The 18,552-nt window shown below is 41.8% G+C and carries 19 protein-coding genes; 9 read left to right on the forward strand and 10 right to left on the reverse strand.

Translation table 11 applies throughout. The annotated features are described in order from the left end of the window. Nucleotides 1-213: 213 nt before the first annotated feature. The 5 genes from IHE35_RS08235 to IHE35_RS08255 all read right to left on the reverse strand — a co-directional run bounded on the left by IHE35_RS08235 (nucleotide 214) and on the right by IHE35_RS08255 (nucleotide 3,903). A complete protein-coding gene (locus IHE35_RS08235; protein ID WP_242786952.1) occupies nucleotides 214-765 on the reverse strand; it encodes a DUF2799 domain-containing protein in 552 nt (183 codons plus the stop codon). A 113-nt stretch (nucleotides 766-878) separates the two neighbouring features. Then, nucleotides 879-1,325 (reverse strand): 2-amino-4-hydroxy-6-hydroxymethyldihydropteridine diphosphokinase, encoded by a 447-nt coding sequence (locus tag IHE35_RS08240; protein ID WP_242786953.1) that lies wholly within the window; start codon nucleotides 1,323-1,325, stop codon nucleotides 879-881. Then, nucleotides 1,282-1,662, reverse strand: coding sequence for a dihydroneopterin aldolase (gene folB / locus IHE35_RS08245; protein WP_242786954.1), 381 nt, complete (start codon nucleotides 1,660-1,662; stop codon nucleotides 1,282-1,284). Before folB ends, IHE35_RS08240 begins: the two co-directional genes overlap by 44 nt. A 156-nt stretch (nucleotides 1,663-1,818) precedes the next feature. Then, a complete protein-coding gene (locus IHE35_RS08250; protein ID WP_242789979.1) occupies nucleotides 1,819-3,117 on the reverse strand; it encodes an AarF/UbiB family protein in 1,299 nt (432 codons plus the stop codon). A 57-nt stretch (nucleotides 3,118-3,174) separates the two neighbouring features. After that, nucleotides 3,175-3,903, reverse strand: coding sequence for a HesA/MoeB/ThiF family protein (locus IHE35_RS08255; RefSeq protein ID WP_242789980.1), 729 nt, complete (start codon nucleotides 3,901-3,903; stop codon nucleotides 3,175-3,177). Nucleotides 3,904-4,050: 147 nt separating this feature from the next. Here IHE35_RS08255 and IHE35_RS08260 point away from each other — a divergent pair, with 147 nt between their 5' ends. Beyond that, a complete protein-coding gene (locus IHE35_RS08260; RefSeq protein WP_242786955.1) occupies nucleotides 4,051-4,206 on the forward strand; it encodes a hypothetical protein in 156 nt (51 codons plus the stop codon). Between the two features lie 552 nt (nucleotides 4,207-4,758). Beyond that, on the forward strand, nucleotides 4,759-5,271 hold the full coding sequence (locus IHE35_RS08265) for a pyridoxamine 5'-phosphate oxidase family protein (RefSeq protein ID WP_242786956.1): 513 nt from the start codon (nucleotides 4,759-4,761) through the stop codon (nucleotides 5,269-5,271). Nucleotides 5,272-5,465: 194 nt separating this feature from the next. On the opposite strand, the gene IHE35_RS08270 is transcribed toward IHE35_RS08265, so the two are convergent. Next, nucleotides 5,466-6,236: a 3-hydroxyacyl-CoA dehydrogenase gene (locus IHE35_RS08270; protein WP_242786957.1), complete on the reverse strand. Its 771-nt coding sequence runs from the start codon at nucleotides 6,234-6,236 to the stop codon at nucleotides 5,466-5,468. Nucleotides 6,237-6,549: 313 nt separating this feature from the next. Between IHE35_RS08270 and IHE35_RS08275 the strand changes: the two genes are divergently transcribed. Beyond that, entirely contained in the window at nucleotides 6,550-6,903 is a 354-nt protein-coding gene (locus tag IHE35_RS08275; protein WP_242786958.1) for a hypothetical protein, read from the forward strand. A gap of 61 nt (nucleotides 6,904-6,964) precedes the next feature. On the opposite strand, the gene prmC is transcribed toward IHE35_RS08275, so the two are convergent. Both prmC and prfA read right to left on the reverse strand, forming a co-directional pair. Continuing rightward, nucleotides 6,965-7,783, reverse strand: a complete 819-nt coding sequence (gene prmC / locus IHE35_RS08280) for a peptide chain release factor N(5)-glutamine methyltransferase (RefSeq protein WP_242786959.1) — start codon at nucleotides 7,781-7,783, stop codon at nucleotides 6,965-6,967. After that, a complete protein-coding gene (gene prfA / locus IHE35_RS08285; protein WP_242786960.1) occupies nucleotides 7,783-8,871 on the reverse strand; it encodes a peptide chain release factor 1 in 1,089 nt (362 codons plus the stop codon). Before prfA ends, prmC begins: the two co-directional genes overlap by 1 nt. Nucleotides 8,872-9,214: 343 nt before the next feature. On the opposite strand from prfA, the gene IHE35_RS08290 reads away from it, so the two are divergent. The 3 genes from IHE35_RS08290 (at nucleotide 9,215) to IHE35_RS08300 (ending at nucleotide 11,525) form a co-directional block, all read left to right on the forward strand. Then, nucleotides 9,215-9,643: a glycine zipper domain-containing protein gene (locus tag IHE35_RS08290; RefSeq protein WP_242786961.1), complete on the forward strand. Its 429-nt coding sequence runs from the start codon at nucleotides 9,215-9,217 to the stop codon at nucleotides 9,641-9,643. A gap of 244 nt (nucleotides 9,644-9,887) precedes the next feature. After that, nucleotides 9,888-10,352, forward strand: a complete 465-nt coding sequence (locus tag IHE35_RS08295) for a hypothetical protein (protein ID WP_242786962.1) — start codon at nucleotides 9,888-9,890, stop codon at nucleotides 10,350-10,352. Nucleotides 10,353-10,520: 168 nt separating this feature from the next. Next, on the forward strand, nucleotides 10,521-11,525 hold the full coding sequence (locus IHE35_RS08300) for an LLM class flavin-dependent oxidoreductase (RefSeq protein ID WP_242786963.1): 1,005 nt from the start codon (nucleotides 10,521-10,523) through the stop codon (nucleotides 11,523-11,525). A gap of 318 nt (nucleotides 11,526-11,843) precedes the next feature. On the opposite strand, the gene IHE35_RS08305 is transcribed toward IHE35_RS08300, so the two are convergent. Next, on the reverse strand, nucleotides 11,844-12,806 hold the full coding sequence (locus IHE35_RS08305) for an IS30 family transposase (RefSeq protein WP_180182461.1): 963 nt from the start codon (nucleotides 12,804-12,806) through the stop codon (nucleotides 11,844-11,846). A 213-nt stretch (nucleotides 12,807-13,019) separates the two neighbouring features. Between IHE35_RS08305 and IHE35_RS08310 the strand changes: the two genes are divergently transcribed. After that, the gene (locus IHE35_RS08310; RefSeq protein ID WP_242786964.1) at nucleotides 13,020-13,574 is read left to right on the forward strand and encodes a flavoprotein; all 555 of its coding nucleotides are present in this window, start codon (nucleotides 13,020-13,022) and stop codon (nucleotides 13,572-13,574) included. A gap of 262 nt (nucleotides 13,575-13,836) precedes the next feature. Here IHE35_RS08310 and IHE35_RS08315 read toward each other — a convergent pair whose 3' ends face one another. Continuing rightward, entirely contained in the window at nucleotides 13,837-14,673 is an 837-nt protein-coding gene (locus tag IHE35_RS08315) for a pyruvate, water dikinase regulatory protein (protein WP_242786965.1), read from the reverse strand. Nucleotides 14,674-14,827: 154 nt separating this feature from the next. Between IHE35_RS08315 and ppsA the strand changes: the two genes are divergently transcribed. Next, nucleotides 14,828-17,200 (forward strand): phosphoenolpyruvate synthase, encoded by a 2,373-nt coding sequence (ppsA, locus tag IHE35_RS08320; RefSeq protein ID WP_242786966.1) that lies wholly within the window; start codon nucleotides 14,828-14,830, stop codon nucleotides 17,198-17,200. A gap of 380 nt (nucleotides 17,201-17,580) precedes the next feature. Further along, nucleotides 17,581-18,372, forward strand: coding sequence for an RDD family protein (locus IHE35_RS08325; protein ID WP_242786967.1), 792 nt, complete (start codon nucleotides 17,581-17,583; stop codon nucleotides 18,370-18,372). Nucleotides 18,373-18,552: the final 180 nt, after the last annotated feature.

Genomic DNA, 18,552 nt, shown 5'->3' on the forward strand with positions numbered 1-18,552 from the left:
CATGCTCCTCAGGGAGAGGTTTTTTCTAACAAATCCCCTCATCCTCTTGCGAAGTAACACTTCTCATCCCAGGGAGAAAGAACTTTCAATATCCATTTCAATATGAATATAACGATCATTTTTTGATTTATGAAAGATATCTAACAATCAATATATTTATTTTTAAAATCATAAGTTTAAGTTGATTCTTATGTTTTATGTATAAAAATTGAGCTACAGGCCATGCTCACGTTGAAAACGTGCCAGCTTACGCTCTGCCTCAAAATAATTAAATTCCATCCGTTCCTGTTTAATTTTCAGTTCCCGTATCCGGCGAATATAACTCTCCCGGTTTTCCTTGGATAATTGATTATCCAGCAGATAAGTCTGATAACGCTCTAGCTCATCAAACCATTCATCTTTAGCTTTTTTAGCCTGATAATATTGTGAGGCAACATCATGATAAGGCTTTAGTTGCGCGTGTTGAACATAGGGACAGACCTGATAGGAACCTCCACCGTTTAGACTGGCATAAAAGATGGTTTCAGGCTGACAATAGTCAAACCGTCCTTTGGTATAACCCACTTCATATAGGCTTTGATTGGGCTGGATATTCCCCTTGGCACAGGCCTTTTCATATTGTGCAAACCGGTTATAACGTCCTGCCGTGCCATCACGTTGGCCAACGTCCAGCCAGTCAGCCACCTGACATTCCTTGACTGTCATCACGGTACAGCCACTGAACATTAAAACTGAAGCTGTCAATAAAGCATATACCAGACGCATCAACCTTCCCCTAGAAGCCTGTATCTTTAGAAAATTAAATATTATTGAAATACCAATTTATATTTTATTTGTTAATTTTAAACCCTATGTTTCATAAGCTTTTATATCAGGATTCATAACGCTGCGTTAAGTTCAACCTGTGGATACTGGCATTGGGGGTCGTATTCAAATCCCGGATGTGACCAGATCTCATGCATTGGAATTTTGACATCTAAAGCCAGCGGTAATTTTTTCGGATTAAACTGCATCTGACTTAAATCACTCCCCCAGGCAATCAGGTCTACATCCAGGCTGATCTGATGTGAGGGACGCACTCGTCCTGAATCGGCTTCCATCTGTTTAAGCTGCTGAAGCATTTCTTCAACCGTCATTTCAGCTTTTAATAAACATGCTGAATTCCAGTAATTCTCACCAATCCCGTCACGACACGGAATCATATAAATGGGAGAAAACTGCACATCTCCCCAAGTGGTAATACGTTGTTGTGCAGCTTGAAAATGTTGCTGAGGATGACAATTACTCGCCAGTGCTAGGGCGAATATCGTTTCGGTGGCGTTCAAGACATATCCCTACAGAATTGGCTTGCGCGATAATGGCAGGCTTACGAATAGTAATCTTAATCGATTCAATTGCTGCAAAGGTAGTAAAAAGTGCATTTAGGACTAACTTTGCTGCATGTTCAATCAATTCTGGCTGTGCCTGCTGAATGACCTGTGCAGAAATTTCACAAATCTCGGCGTAATTTAGTGTATCTGCCAGAGCATCCGAGTTAGATGCCTGTTCCAAATCTGTCTGAATAACCAAGTCCAGCATTAAAGGTTGAATAATTTGACGTTCCCAGTCAAAACAGCCAATCACTGTTTCAACTTTTAAGCCTTCGATAATAATGGAATCCATATTCTTACTCGGGAGTTTAGAATCCCTTCCAACCTCCCTTTATAAAAGGGAGGAGCTTTAAAATCCCCCTTCTTGCGCTTCATTTTAAAAGCATTGCTTTAAAATTCGCTCAGGGGACATAGGGGGATTATTTATAGAAAATACGAAGATTAATAATTAATGCTTCAACAATAAATTCGGATCAATCGTCTGAATCATCTGTAAGCGCTGATCCGCATAGATATCGGTATACGGCGCCAGGATACGCATGAAACGGTCGAAATACAGCATTTGCTTGAACAACAAGGCGAAGTCACGCGGGAAACGAATACCATGGCGCTCACCAACTGCCACCATATCCATCATCACGTCATTAAGATCACTTGGATTGGAACTCAGCAATTCTTGTGGATCTGCCATAATCACACCACTAAATAAACGCTCAAGATCTGCAGCCAACACTTTCGTGTCAATGGCAACTGCAGTCATGCCCATTTTCAGCATGTTTTCTGCCATCAGCTCATAATTGGTATTTTGTAGTGCATCCATAAAGGCCATACATGCTGTCCATACTTCTGGATTAAGCTGACCCACGATCCCAAAGTCGATAAAACCAACACGGCCATCTTCTAGCAGCATCAAGTTACCGGCATGCAAGTCCGCATGGAAACTTTCACACATCATCAAGCTGCCAAACCAGGTATTCATTGCAGTAATCAGCACCTGAGAAGGATCTTTAGCTACTTTTTTCACTACATCAAAATCAGTCAATGACACGCCATACAAACGCTGCATGGTCAGTACACGACGGGTAGAATACTGATGATAGACTTTTGGCGCTGTCGCTGCACGATTATTGGTGACATTCAGATAATTAACAAAGTCATCCAGATTTTTTGCTTCTTCAATAAAATCAACCTCACGCACCATTCGTGTTTTGATTTCTTCAACAATATCTGCCAAAGATGCAAATTTCACTTTTGGCACAGCTTTCTCAAGCAGCTTGGTTGCCCAGTGCAGTACATTCAAATCTGTATAAAGAATGGTTTCTACACCCGGTTTTTGCACTTTAAGCACCACATCTTCACCAGAAACCAGTTTGGCAGCATGCACCTGTGCAATAGATGCTGAAGCCAATGGTGTTTCCTCAATTGAGGCAAAGATTTCATCCAGATTGCGGCCTTCAAACTCAGATGCTAGCACCTGCTGTACATAACTGAATGGCAGGCTTGGGGTTTGATCTAGACAACCCTGAAATTCCTCGACAAATTCACGAGGAAATAAAGATGGCGTAGAGGCAATAAACTGCCCTAATTTGATATATGTTGAACCTAAGGATTCAAAGGTTTCACGCATCAGTCTTGCATTACTTGGTTTTTCGGTTGCGTACTTGATGCCTGCACGTGCTGCAATGACGGCGGTTTCACCGACACGCGCTACAGAACGCAAACCATCCAGGAAGATATTATTTTTCATCATGTCAGGGTAATTTCAAATTTTCTCGAGTGTAACAAATATTCAGGCTGATCTGTTCTATCTTGCCTGACAAATTGGACAATTCGTATCTTTCTCAAATTTGAGAATACGTTGCTGCATACTATTGCCATCCCATAACAACAGTTTTTGTCGTAATGGCATTTGCCCTAGCCCCAGATAAAGCAAAGCATGATGTGCTTGCAGACTTGCCATGACATTTGGTGTTGTTGCCAGTACGCCGGAATCCGCACAGCGCATGGCTGTATCAGTTTGATCTTCTTGTGGGAACAGGCAGTTATAGCAGGCAGAATCGCCTTCCACCATAAACAGTTGGCCTTGTAGACCAATCGCAGAGGCGCTAATTAATGGCACATCGAATTGTCGACAGGTTTGATTCACCAGATAACGGGTTTCAAATTGATCACATCCATCCAGAACCAGATCCTGAGGTTGAATCAGGTCTTGTGCATTATCGCTAGATATTGCCTGATTATAATATTCAATCTGCACATGCGGATTAATCTGTTGCAGACGTTTCGCCAGCGTTTCTGCTTTATAAAAGCCAATATCCTGAGGGGTAAATGCAAGTTGACGTTGTAGGTTACTGATCTCGATTGTGTCCGGATCAATCAGGGTGATCTTTCCTACACCTGCACGGGCGAGCAACTCTGCGAGTGCACAGCCAATACCACCACAGCCAACAATACAGACATCGGAATATTTCAGTTTTTCCTGTGCTTCAATGTCCCAGCCATCCAATAGGATTTGACGTGCATACAAATGCATTTCCGCATCGGTGAGTTCAAATTCAGTGTTTAAAGCGTCTACCACTATACCGTCCGTATCAGATAGGAAGAAAAGATCAGATTGTCATTGATTTCATCGAGAGAATTCATTTTAATAATTTCATGAATAACAATAATTTTGAGAATAATGAAATTAGATTTTTCTCTGGATGCAGCCATCATTGTAACAATAATCTCGGTATTATTGTTTATGATTGGACAGCCATATTTGTCCAGTTTTCTTGGGGTGTTTGGTGCAGACCTGACAGTGCTGAATTTATCTGTTCAGGATAAGCTGTATTAAGGATTCAGCAATGGTCAATGGAAAACTAAATCCCTGCACTATATTGACCCCAAAGATATCGCATTCTCCTTAAAGTAAGTCTTACATAGAATCGGCTAAATCCTTCACCCAGATCTCTATTCCTGTTCATTCACTTGATAAATTCAATCAATACTTTCTAATTGATGAGTGCAACTCATCTATAGCTCATGTTTTAAAAATTATAAAATCGGATATTTATTTAAGGAAATTTAAAAACGTCCATTATTTGTCATTACAATGCAATATCAAAATTAGCAAATTAATTAGAACTACAATCGTATTGAAGAAGTTTTCATTATTTTTAGATCTTGCGTGTTCCGAATCTCCTGTGCCTTTTATCTGACGAATTCATCTGATAATTTTTACTGTGCTGTAACTAAAACGTGTCTACTTATATTTCGTGTAGTCCTCTCCTCCATTTAAGTATGCAAATGTACGAGTTCAGTGAGAGTTGCAGCATCCCGCTTTAAATATGATTAAGCTGCTTAACGTTATCTAAATTTAACGTTTAACAAGAATACGGAGCAGCATATGACAGAACAATATTCAGAACATAATGACCGTGAAAAATTATGGGAACTCATTAAAGATGTGCGTCTCACCATGATCAGCCATCAGACTGAAACTCAGGAAATTCACTCCCAGCCAATGACCATGCTTAATTCAGAAAAAATACATGAAAGTCAGAACCTGTATTTCATCATGAAAGACACCAATGACATTGTTCAAGCGATTAATGCAGGTCGTCAGCATCTTGGTTTATCCTTCGCCAAACCATCAGATGATATCTATGTTTCTATCAGTGCACATGGCGAAATCAGTACCGACCGTATCCTGATTGAAGAATTATGGAATCCTTGGGCAGAAAACTGGTTTGACGGCAAGGATGATCCGAGTGTACGTGTGCTTGTTGCCAAAGCAGTTAGCGCAGAGTACTGGAATGTGAAGGACAATAAAGTGACGCATCTGCTGAAAGTCTTAAAAGGCAATATTACTGGTCATCCTGAAGAGCTAGATACTGAGCATAAAAAAGTAGAATTATAAAAAATAAAACGAACTTATTTGTCATTTAGCCTCTTATCAAAGAGGCTAAATTTTTTGGATACTGTAAATATATATCTTCAAATCGTAGAAGTTCAAAGTTCACATTTTAAAGAAAGCTTTAATTTCTTTTTATTCCCCACCACTAACCTAAGATGAGCTTTGAATAGCAACTTAAAGCCTTAAAATAGCTTAGGCTATTTTGCAGCCATCCGGATAGCCCCATCAAGACGAATCACCTCACCATTTAGATAGATATTTTCAAGAATATGTCCGACCAGTTTTGCATATTCAGATGGCTTAGCTAAACGTGGAGGAAACGGTACCATCTGACCAAGAGAATCCTGTACATTCTGCGGCAAGCCTTTCAGCATTGGCGTTTCCATAATTCCCGGAGCAATCGTCATGACACGAATCGCATTTTTAGCGAGTTCACGTGCCAGCGGTAAAGTCATAGCAACCACTGCCCCTTTAGATGCTGAATAAGCAGCCTGACCAATCTGTCCATCAAATGCAGCGACTGAGGCAGTATTGATAATCACACCACGCTCTTCTTCTCCCTGCTTTAATTCATATTTCGAAATTAACTCCGCAGCATAGCGCAGCATATTAAATGTTCCCGTGACATTGATATTCAGCACACGCTGAAACATCGCCAAATCATGCAACCCGTCACGACCCAGCACTTTAGCCGACGGCGCAATACCCGCGCAGTTTACCAATCCATTGAGTTGCCCATGTGTCTGTTCTAATGTCTTAAAAAATTCATCTACGGCTGTTTCATCAGTTACATCTAATTGCTGGAATTGTGCCTGTTCCCCAAGCTCTTGTACCAGACTCTGCCCAAGTTCCAGATTCATATCGACCAGCACCACTTGAGCACCTTGCTCAACCAGATAGCGTGATGTCGCTGCGCCGAGTCCTGAAGCTCCACCTGTCACTACAAAGACTTTGTTTTGAATATCCATATCTGTTCCATGTCATTTTGAATTTTTCTTAGACTAATCTTTGCCCAAATAGGAAGCAAATCGAACTGTGACCGCAACAGTTTACTCATCATCTAAAAATATATTTTTAGACTTTAAAACTATTATTTACTCTATATTTTATTTAAGTTTTTAATTTTCCAGAACATCTTATTTTCAAGCTTTATCACCACATAAAATGAGACTCTTCGGTCATCTCAATCCCTTTGTATTTATCGTTAATTTAGATTATTTTTCACACAATTTAATGCATCTCTTCAGTTGCTCATCCTCTCTCCCTATTTAAGGTACTCTTATGTTAAACATGACTGATGTTCTTGGCCCAAACTTGGTTCAAAACTTCTCTAATGCTTTAGTTCATTCTGCGGACCTTCTTTCTGAACAGCTCAATCAAGGGATTCTGAACGCATCTGATTCAGCTTTGAAAGATGCTGTGGTGGCTTTCCTTAATCGTATCGATGTTCTTGATGCAGCTGCTGCACTTGAAATCTCTGCTGAACGTATTGAAAGCCTGAAGCAAGGGATTGCACTGAAAGATGAACAGTTCATTGCAGACACATTGAAAGTGGTAACACTCTGTCTGGCAATGGAAACCAATACACTGGATCAGGTTGAAGTTTCTGACTGTCTGCAAGATTATCCAATGTAAAAATATCAATAAAAAAGCGACCTTGATGGTCGCTTTTTTAATAAATACAAGATTTTGAAAATCAATGTGGCCACTGAGCCAAGGTTACTCGGTCATTGCCGCCATAATCTTTAACAGTACGCACCTGTTTATAACCCGCCTGGGTAAACAGATGACGGACGGCATCACCCTGATCATAACCATGTTCAAGTACGACCCAACCATTCACAGTCAGGTGTTTTTTGCCTTGAACAATGATCTGTTCTAAATCGGCCAAACCTTTATTGTCTGCGACTAAAGCACGCTCCGGCTCAGTCGCCAGATCCTTCATATGCTTATCAGCTGCATCAATATATGGAGGATTGGAAACAATCACATCAAAGAACTGACGACCTAATGGCTTAAACCATGAACCCAATACAAACTGAACCTGCGACAAGTCATGCTGTGCAGCATTAAACTTGGCCACTTCTAAAGTCGGCTCATAAATGTCTGTTGCAGTCACTGACCAGTCTGGACGTTCCGAAGCCAAGGATAAGGCAATCGCGCCAGTACCTGTACCCAGATCTACCACACGGGCATCTTCAGGCAAGTCTAGCTTAAGTACAGTTTCAACCAGGACTTCTGTATCGGGACGCGGCACCAAGGTATCTTTGGTGACTTTCAGATCCAGCGTCCAGAACGGTTGTGAACCAGTGACATAAGCCAATGGCTCACCCGCAGCAATACGTGCCAGACCATCAATATAAGCCTGTTCCTGTTCAGGCGTCAGTTCCTGATCCTTTTTCATCACCAGATCAAAGGAATCAATTTTGGTAATGTGTTCCAGCAACCAGGCATTTTCCTGACGCTCATAGCTTTCTGGTTCACCACGCAAAGCCAGCGCTTGTAAAATATTCATTATCCACCATTCTGCTGTGCGAGCATGGCAAGCTGATCAGCCTGATATTCACGATGCAAACTATCTAACAGTTCGGTCAAATCACCTTCCATCACCGCATCCAGCTTATATAAAGTCAGGTTAATACGATGATCAGTCATACGACCCTGTGGATAGTTATAGGTACGGATACGTTCTGAACGGTCACCCGAACCTACCAGGTCACGACGCATTTCAGAAGTTGCTGCATCTGCTGCTGCACGCTTGGCATTTTCAAGACGTGAAACCAGAAGTGCCATCGCTTTGGCCTTGTTCTTATGCTGTGAACGTTCGTCCTGACATTCCACCACGGTTCCCGTTGGAATATGGGTAATACGTACGGCAGAGTCGGTTTTGTTAATGTGCTGACCACCAGCACCTGATGCACGATAGGTATCAATACGCAGATCTGACGGGTTAATGTCGACTGAAGTATCAACATCAACTTCAGGAAGAATCGCGACTGTACATGCTGAAGTATGTACACGGCCTTGAGATTCTGTCGCTGGGACACGTTGTACACGGTGTGCGCCACTTTCAAATTTCAGACGACCATAGACGCCCTCGCCATTGACCAGGCAGATGACTTCTTTATAACCGCCGTGTTCACCTTCATTTTCAGACAGGATTTCGATACGCCAGCCCTGACTTTCCGCATATTTACTATACATACGGAACAGATCACCTGAGAAGATCGCTGCTTCATCACCACCAGTTCCGGCGCGGATTTCCAGATAAGCCGAGTTAGCATCATTCGGATCTTTCGGAATCATCAGGATATTCAGATCCGCTTCCAGCTGATCGATCAGGGCTTTATTTTCCTTAATCTCTTCCTGAGCCATTTCCTTAAAGTCAGGATCGCTAAGCATGGCTTGAGCAGTCTCGATATCTTCTTCAGCCTGTTTGTACTTGGTCCATACTTCAGTAATTTCGGTCAGGTCATTGTGCTCGCGGGAAAGCTGGCGAAAGCGTTTATTATCTGAAATGACTTCCGCATCTGCCAATAAGGCGGTTAATTCTTCGTGACGGTCGGAGAGTTGGTCTAATCGTAAACGTAACGATTCTTTCATTTTTCAAAGTATCTCAAACAAAGGCTATAGCTAAATAAAGGTCTTAGCACAGCGAAATCAAAAATTGCGCCTAGTTTAACGATTCTCAGGCATAAAGAACATCTTTATTCAGTACAAGCCTTCTGTGGCTAAAACATCCAGTTCAGCAACTCCACATAAGATTAAAATTCAACCTAACGCCTCTTTTTTAATCAATTTAATCCGTATTATTTACTTATTTTACAAACTCGCAAATAAAGCATCTAAATGTGGAGAGCTTTCTTCACAATGTAATGGCGATGTTTTGTTACATTTTCCGCCATCAAAACACAACACAATCCGATCACGGATATGGAGTTCCAATATGAAACTGAAAGCAGTTTTATTAAGTACCGCTTTAGCCGCTGGGTCAATGATGACCGTTAATGCTCATGCCGACAGCACTGCTCGTGTTGCTGCTGCAAGTGCGTTAGGTAGTGTGGCTGGTACAGCTTTGGGTAAAAATATGGGGGGCAACACAGGTGCAACAATTGGTGCAGCACTTGGTGGTGCTGGTGGTGCAGCTGTCGCAAGTAACAAGAAAAACCGTACAGAATCTGCAATTGGTGGCGCTTTAGGTGGCGGTGCTGGTTATACCGTAGGTAAAAATATGGGCGGCACAAACGGTGGTTACATCGGTTCTGCACTCGGTGCAGCAGGTGGCGCAGCTTTAGGTAATAAAATTGCCAAAGACAAAACAGCCGACCGTCGAGCTGAAAAACGCGCGAAACATTGGAAAAAACGTTACCGTTAATTCAGCGCTTATCGCCTTAAATCGTATATTACATTTGACATAAAAAGCACCTTCGGGTGCTTTTTTAAATGCTTTTAAATGAGTTCAACTACCTGTAATACGTGAAAAATATTGTTTAGTAATTATGAATAAATCAAGGAGAGAAAAAACACATTTCGCCTACAGACTCTTCATGCTGTTTCGCTCTTGCTAGATTAAATTTAACTCATAGACAAATACAGCCAAATATATAAAAGGTGTACTCATGAACTACAAATCTCTAATGATCGCAGTTGTTGCTAGCTCAGCTATGGGCATGGGTATGACAGCAGCGAATGCGGGTAATACAACGAATACTGCTCTTGCTTCTGCACTTGGTGGCGTAGTTGGTGCTGCAGTGGGTAATAAAGTTGGCGGTACAACAGGCGCAACAATCGGTTCTGCAATCGGTGGTGGTGCAGGTGCAGCAGTTTCAGCAAATAAACGTGACCGTAACGGTGCCATTATCGGTGGTGCACTGGGTGGTGGTGCAGGTTATGCCGTAGGTAAGAATATGGCTGGTAACAATGGTGGCCTGATTGGTGCAGCATTGGGTTCTGCTGGTGGTTCTGCTCTTGGCAAGAAAGTAAGTGAAGATCGTCGTTATGATGACCGTTATGACCGCCGTTATAACTCTTCACGTAACTACCGTTATAACGACTACCGCTATAACAACCGTGGCCGTCGTTAAGCGTTCAATATAAAAGCTTAATCTCTTTTACAACCTTCCCTCTTTTAAGCATCTTTGGATGCTTTTTTTTATTTATATATTTTGTTTACACTTATATCGATTTTTTTCGATATACAAATCCGGTTGAACGTCGTATGCTCTTAGCCATGTAAAATAAAGAGCAATATTATGCGTACGCTTAATGACACTCAGTTCTCCATCCTTGAACTGGTTCCTGTTCGTGACGATAAAACCATTCAACTCTCTCTGCAACATGCTCTGGAACTGGCACAGACTGTAGAAAAGCTGGGTTATCGCCGCATGTGGTTAGCCGAGCATCACAATATGGATGGCATCGCCAGTTCAGCAACCGCTGTTCTGCTGGGCTATTTACTGGCAAATACCAAAACACTGACTTTAGGCTCAGGTGGCATCATGTTGCCGAATCATGCACCTTTAGTCGTAGCTGAGCAGTTTGGTACTTTAGCGACTTTATATCCTGAGCGTGTTGAACTCGGTCTGGGCCGTGCACCCGGTACCGATCAGATGACCATGCGTGCTTTACGTCGTGGTCGTCAGGAAACTGAAGACCAGTTCCCTCAAGATGTACTGGAGATTTTGCAGTACTTTAAAGACCCGATTCCTGGCCAACGTATTGTAGCAACCCCGGGTCAGAGTACTCATGTTCCGGTTTGGCTGCTTGGATCTAGCCTGTTTAGTGCCCAGCTCGCAGCAAAGCTGGGTCTGCCTTATTCATTTGCTTCACATTTTGCACCACGTATGCTGGGCCAGGCCATTCAGCTCTATCGTGAAAACTTTGAACCGTCTGAATATCTGGATCGTCCTTATGTTTCTATGGGCGTACCAACCTGTATCGCAGATACTGATGAAGAAGCCCAATATCTGGCAACTAGCGCCTATCAGCGTGTACTTTCCCTGATTCGTGGTCAAAGCCTGAAACTGAAAGCACCAATTGATTCAATGGAAGGACTCTGGTCAGCGCCTGAAAAAATGTCGGTTGATAATTTCTTTGCCATGGCACAGGTCGGTTCCAAGGAAACAGTCAAAGCCGGACTGGAAGCCCTTTTAGCCAAATATGATGTAGATGAGTTTATTTTTACCTGTGACATCTATGATACTGACAAACGTCTGCATAACTTTGACTTGCTGATGCAGGCCAAACAGGGACTATAAAATTTCACTTCTATAGATATCTTTCAAGCAACCGCTGCCAGTCAGCGGTTGCTTTTTAGAAAAGAAAACATGGATTCATTAAATTTAATTTGTATTACAAATAAAAAATCAACACCTATAGATTCAGAATGAAAAAAATGAAGGAAGATATTAATAAACCGACTGTAGCCTTTATTGCAGCAAGTTGGAACACTTTAATTATTGGAGCTATTGCTTACGGTATTGGACTATATGAACATCATCCTTAAAAAGCTCAAGTAAAACTACACGAATAATTCCGCAAACCCATAACTTAAGTCGATTTCAAAATGGGCGGATTCAAGCAGCAAGTGCAACAGTATAAAAACCAGCCATAACTTCACTAGGCGTATACCAGCCTAGTGTTTTTCTAGGGCGATGATTGAGAGCAAATTCTATCTGCTCTATTTGTTCATTTGACACTTCATCAAACGAAGATGATTTTGGCAGATATTGCCTGATCAGACCATTGGTATTTTCATTTCTGGCTCGTTGAATCGACTTGTATGGATCTGCAAAGTACGTCTCTATCCCTGCTTCCGTTATCCGCCGGTGCTCGGAGAACTCCTTACCATTATCAAAGGTTACACTGTAGGCATGACTGCTGCGCAAACATGCTAAAGCACACGAAATCGTTTTAGTTGTGGTTCTAGTTTGTCCCAAATGAACGATATGTACATACAAGCTTTTGCGCTCAACCAGAGTTAATAATGCCCCCTTGTGATTCTTGCCTATCACGGTATCACCTTCAAAATCACCTAGGCGTTGACGTTTCTCGACGACCTCATCGCGACAGTGAATACTTGTTCTATCAACGAGTTGGCCTCTACGGTCTGTATTTTTATAACCTCGTTTACGATATTTCTTTTGATGCCTTAAATGAAGGTGGAGCTTACCACCTTTAGATTTATCTAGATAAACATACTGATAAATCCATTCATGTGAAGGCACATCAAGCCAACCTCGTTGTGTTAAAGCACCTGAAATTTGCTCAGGAGACCAATCTAAGCCAATCAGATAACGAATATAAACGAGAGCAAAATCTGTCATTTGTGAAGAGGATCGATATCGTCTTTGACTTGAAAATTTCTCTGCCTGTTGAGCTCGATATCCACGTTTTCCAGTATTTCTTTTGATCTCACGATAAAGGGTTGATCGAGAACGTCCAAGCTCCCTGGCAAGGGTAGAGATTGAAGATTTGCTTTTCAAAGCAGCATAAATTTCGTATCTTTCATCTTGAGAAAGTTGGGTGTATTGCTTCATTGGGTGCTTTCCAATTGCGAGTTGAAAAAAGTCTAATGATTTTAATACACCTAACTTTTTCAACTAACTACAAATATGTCGCACTTGGTATTTGAATCTGCGATGTCAAATTATTGATGACTCAGGATTCTATGAAAGTCACTTTACTCCCCTGCCGATATTGTCTATACCTAGCATAACAGAATAAAAATTAAGTAATTACAGGATATCAATATGGGCGTTAAGCAGGATAAAGGTGCTGCTATTTTTGAAAACCACCCTGAACACTTTAAAAACTTTAGTGGGACTAAAGTCGATTCTGCCGACCTTAAGGACATGGATTTTCAGGGTCTACATGTAGCAGTAATCGGTCTTGACCAGTTCAGCGTGAGCCATCTTGACCGGATTTGCCAGCAAGCAGCCTCTGCAAAAGTCTTTCAGATTGAACCTCAATTTGTGATGCCGAGTAGCAGCCGCACGCTTCAACGGGTATTGAATCATCCGCTGATCAGCAAGAATAAAAATCTCATCAGCAACCGGATTAAAGGATTACTATCTTTACGCTTTTTAGAGCAACAGGTCAAAAATCCATGGCTACGACGCCAGCTCATGCCTAATCTGGCAGCCTCTAATCGCAATTACTTTAAGTCAGATAGCTTCTATATTGCGCTGCAACGTGAAAACTGCCAGCTGATTACCTGGCCAATTTTAAAAATTTCTGAGCACGCGATTCACTGTGTACAGGGTGAAAATTATCCGGTCGATGTCATTATTCAAACCTTTAAATAAAAATCTATTTATTTTTTTTTGATATCTATTTCACAAAAAATGCTAAACAGGAATAAAGCCTTAAATATTTTTGAGTGTTTTTTAGACAATTCTAAAGCATAAAGACGTTTATATTTTTTTTATCAGGTATTTCGTAGCGAAATAATGGTAGTCTATTTTGGCTATCCTATTATCGTTAATTTCTATTATTAATTTTCTTTAATGCATAAATTTTGATAAGAGATGGAGCCAAAAACTGACTTTGACTCCATCAAGAACAGCATTAACCAATACGACGTTTTAAACCGGTCATTTGCAATACACGTGTCGAGATTTCTTCAATCGACATCTCGGACACATTCAGATATTTAATACCTTCTGAAATGTAAATTCCTTCAATTGCACGCAGCTCCATCTGACACTGACTAAAGCTGGCATAACGGCTATTTGCCTTACGTTCAGTACGAATTGCCACAAGGCGATCCGCATCAATCATCAGGCCGAAAAGCTTGTTTTTATGAGGGCGCAGCACGGCTGGCAGACGGTTATCATCCAGATCTTCCTCGGTCAGCGGGTAGTTCGCTACACGAATACCGAACTGCAAAGACAGATAAATAGAAGTCGGTGTTTTACCTGAACGCGACACCCCAATCAGAATCAGATCGGCCTTATCATAATGGCGAGTACGCGCACCATCATCATTATCTAGGGCAAAATGCACAGCATCAATACGTGATTTATAGGATGCAGAGTCGGTTACTGCATGAGTCTGCCCCACCAGCGTCGTTGGATCCGTGCCTAATTCTTCTGAAAGTTTACTAATAAGCCCTTCAAATACATCAAGATTTACAGCATTTGCAGTATTGATAATGTCACGCACATATGGGTCTACCAGGGTATCAAAAACCAGTGGTTTCTGCCCTTCCTCCTGGGCACGTGCATTGATCTCGGCTACGACATTGGTCGCAGCTTCTTCGGAGCTTATATAGGGAATGATATGTATATCAAAATCGACATGAGGGAACTGTGCCAAAAGTGAGTGTCCCAGTGTCTCTGCGGTGATCGCAGTACCATCAGAAATGAAGAAAACACTCCGCTTTATCTGTTTACCTTCCGACATTAAAATTCTCCTCAAACATTTGTCTTCGTACTATATAATCTTTATAGTAAACCGATCTTACATGACTGTCGCTTAGTAAAATCATCCACCTAGATGATTTGCTATACTCTCATGCCAAGATAATGATTAATACTGCAAAAGTGGAGTAACAACTTTGGAAGCGCGCGTAATTGGTCTGGAAAAATTAGGGAAACACGATGTTGAGCTTGTTGGTGGGAAAAACTCATCTTTAGGCGAAATGATCAGCCACCTAGCAAACGCTGGCGTATCTGTACCAGGTGGTTTTGCAACAACTGCTGACGCATATCGTGAATTTCTCGAGCAAAGCGGCCTAAACGCTAAAATCAATGCAGAGCTTGCAAGCCTAAACGTTGATGACGTAAATGCGCTTGCTGAAACTGGCGCTAAAATCCGCCAATGGATTGTAGAGACTCCGCTTACTGCAGCATTAGAGCAAGAAGTTCGTGCAGCATTTGACGCACTTTCTAACGGCAACCCTGAGATCGCGGTTGCCGTTCGTTCATCTGCAACTGCAGAAGACTTACCAGACGCGTCTTTTGCTGGTCAGCAAGAAACTTTCTTGAACATCCGCGGTATCGACAACGTATTAATCGCGATCAAAGAAGTATTCGCATCTTTATACAATGACCGCGCGATTTCTTACCGTGTACACCAAAACTTTGCACATGACGTGGTTGCCCTTTCTGCTGGCGTGCAACGTATGGTTCGCTCTGAAACTGGCGCAGCTGGTGTAATGTTCACACTAGATACTGAATCAGGCTTCCGTGATGCAGTATTCATTACCGCTTCTTACGGTCTGGGTGAAATGGTTGTACAGGGCGCAGTTAACCCTGACGAATTCTATATTTCAAAACCACTTCTAAATGCTGGCAAGCATGCGATCCTGCGTCGTAACCTTGGCTCTAAACACCAGAAAATGATTTATGGTGAAGAAGGCGCAGCTGGTAAATCAGTGGTTGTGGTAGATGTTGAAAAAGCTGAACGTCAACAGTTCGCTTTAAATGACCAAGAACTTCAAGAACTTGCTAAACAAGCACTGATCATCGAAAAACACTACGGTGCGCCAATGGACATCGAGTGGGCAAAAGACGGTGATGACGGCAAACTGTACATCGTTCAGGCGCGTCCTGAAACTGTGAAGAGCCGTGAAAACGTAGGCACCATGGAACGTTACCTGTTGAAACAGAAAGGTACTGTAGTATGTGAAGGCCGTTCAATCGGTCAACGTATCGGCTCTGGTAAAGTTCGTATTGTTAGCTCTATTAAAGAAATGGACAAAGTACAAGACGGTGACGTACTTGTATCTGACATGACTGACCCGGACTGGGAACCAGTGATGAAACGTGCTGCTGCAATTGTGACCAATCGTGGTGGTCGTACTTGTCACGCTGCGATCATTGCACGTGAATTGGGTGTTCCAGCAATCGTTGGTTGTGGTAATGCCACTGAAGTACTGGTAGACGGTCAGGAAGTGACAGTATCTTGTGCTGAAGGTGATACTGGCTTCATCTACGAAGGTGCGCTTGATTTCGAAGTTCAAACTAACTCAATCGAGTCTATGCCTGATCTTCCATTTAAAGTGATGATGAACGTAGGTAACCCGGATCGTGCATTCGACTTTGCACAAATTCCAAACGAAGGTATTGGTCTTGCTCGTCTTGAGTTCATCATTAACCGTATGATCGGTGTGCATCCTAAAGCATTGCTGAACATTGACAGCTTGCCACGTGAAACTCGTGCTGCTGTGATGGCGCGTACTGCGGGTTATGCATCTCCAATCGAGTTCTATGTAGAAAAACTGGTTGAAGGTATTTCTACTCTTGCTGCTGCATTCGCTGACAAGCCAGTGATCGTACGTATGTCTGACTTCAAGTCAAACGAATATGCGAACCTGATCGGTGGTAAGTTATACGAACCAGAAGAAGAAAACCCGATGCTGGGCTTCCGTGGTGCGAGCCGCTACGTTTCTGACAATTTCCGTGACTGCTTCGAACTTGAATGCCGTGCATTGAAAAAAGTTCGTGACGAAATGGGCTTAACCAACGTTCAAATCATGATTCCTTTCGTACGTACTGTAAACGAAGCGAAACGTGTCATTGAGCTGCTGGCGTTAAATGGCCTGAAACGTGGTGAAAATGGTCTTAAAGTGATCATGATGTGTGAATTGCCAACTAACGCACTGTTAGCTGAACAGTTCCTTGAACACTTCGATGGCTTCTCTATCGGTTCTAACGACTTGACTCAGTTAACTCTTGGTCTTGACCGTGACTCTGGTATCGTTTCTCACCTGTTCGACGAACGTGATGCTGCGGTGAAAGTACTTCTTTCTATGGCGATCCAGGCTTGCCGTAAAGCAGGTAAATATGTAGGTATCTGTGGCCAAGGCCCTTCAGATCACCCAGACCTTGCAAAATGGTTAATGGAACAAGGTATTGAATCTGTGTCTTTAAACCCAGACTCAGTATTAGACACCTGGTTCTTCCTTGCTGAAAATGAAGTGAAATAAGCTGAAACTCAGTAATAAAAAAGACCCTTTTAAAAGGGTCTTTTTTATATCTACGCGCTATATCAGTGAATTTTTAAAATAGCAGAACACTCATTATTTCTTTGATCTTAATAAGCAAAAATAACTTCGTCATTACATTAAAATTACAGTTTTTTGATCAAGAATCCTGGATACTCTGTTTTATGTAGATGGCTATAATTTCGAGTCTTTTTCGCTTTTCTAAATCCAATTCGTTTTCTTTTGTGTTGTTTTCGTTGTTCTTCACCTAAAAATGTCCGACATATCCGCATGTTTAGCTTAAGATTTTGTTTGTGTTATGGCTATAATTCAATAAAATCGAAACTAAACCTTTTCAACGTACATTTTGAGATTCAGTCTTTATGCAGATTTACCTGGCACGAAATAATCAACAAGCTGGACCATATACCCTTGAACAGCTAAATCAGATGCTTGCAAGTCAGCAAGTATTATTGACTGATTTGGCTTGGCACCAAGGCATGACCGAATGGAAAGCTTTGGGTGAGCTCACGCAGGGTAAATTCGTTTATGAACCTGAAGGTTATATTCCACCTACACAAGTTGCTGAACCAACACCATTTGAGCAGCCTGCTGCACAAACCAGTACTTACGCGCGCACTGCACCAAAAGCGAACACATTTGAACTGGCGAGTATTCCTGCCCGTATTTTTGCCAAGTTTGTCGACCTATTGCTCTGGATTCCAGCGACTTTCATTTTGACTGCTTTTTTCACAACCGAAGAAAAACTGCGCTTTAGCCAGCTAAATGAACAGATCATGACACAGGCGATGGGTGGCAATCCGGATCAGAACCGTGTGCTGGAATTGCAGTCTCAAATGCTAGATATGTTCTCTACTCAGGCTTGGACAGCAGCAGGTTTATATCTGCTGATCATGCTGGTCATCCAGGGTTATCTGATTGCAAAATCTGGTCAGAGCATTGGTAAAAAATTGACTAAAATTAAGATTGTAGATGCTGAAACTGGTACTCAAACTTCACTCATGCGTGCCTTTACTTTACGCAGTATCGTGTTCATTTTACCAACAATTTACTTTATTCCATTATTTTCACTCGTAGACTGGATTTTCGGATTGGGCAAAAACCGTCAAACTTTGCACGATAAACTGGCAAAAACCAAGGTGATCAAGCAATAAAATAAGCTTTCTTAAAAGGGATGGTCTACATCCCTTTTTTACGCTCATAACTTTGAAATTAAAATAAAAATACTATAAATATTCGACAATCCTGAGCAGTAAAATAGGTTTTTATTACAGTCATTTAAAGCATCTTTATATATAGCTTAGTTTGTTGTAATCAGGCATAATGCCCTACAA

It is taken from the genome of Acinetobacter sp. ASP199, assembly GCF_022700675.1.
Classification (GTDB): domain Bacteria; phylum Pseudomonadota; class Gammaproteobacteria; order Pseudomonadales; family Moraxellaceae; genus Acinetobacter.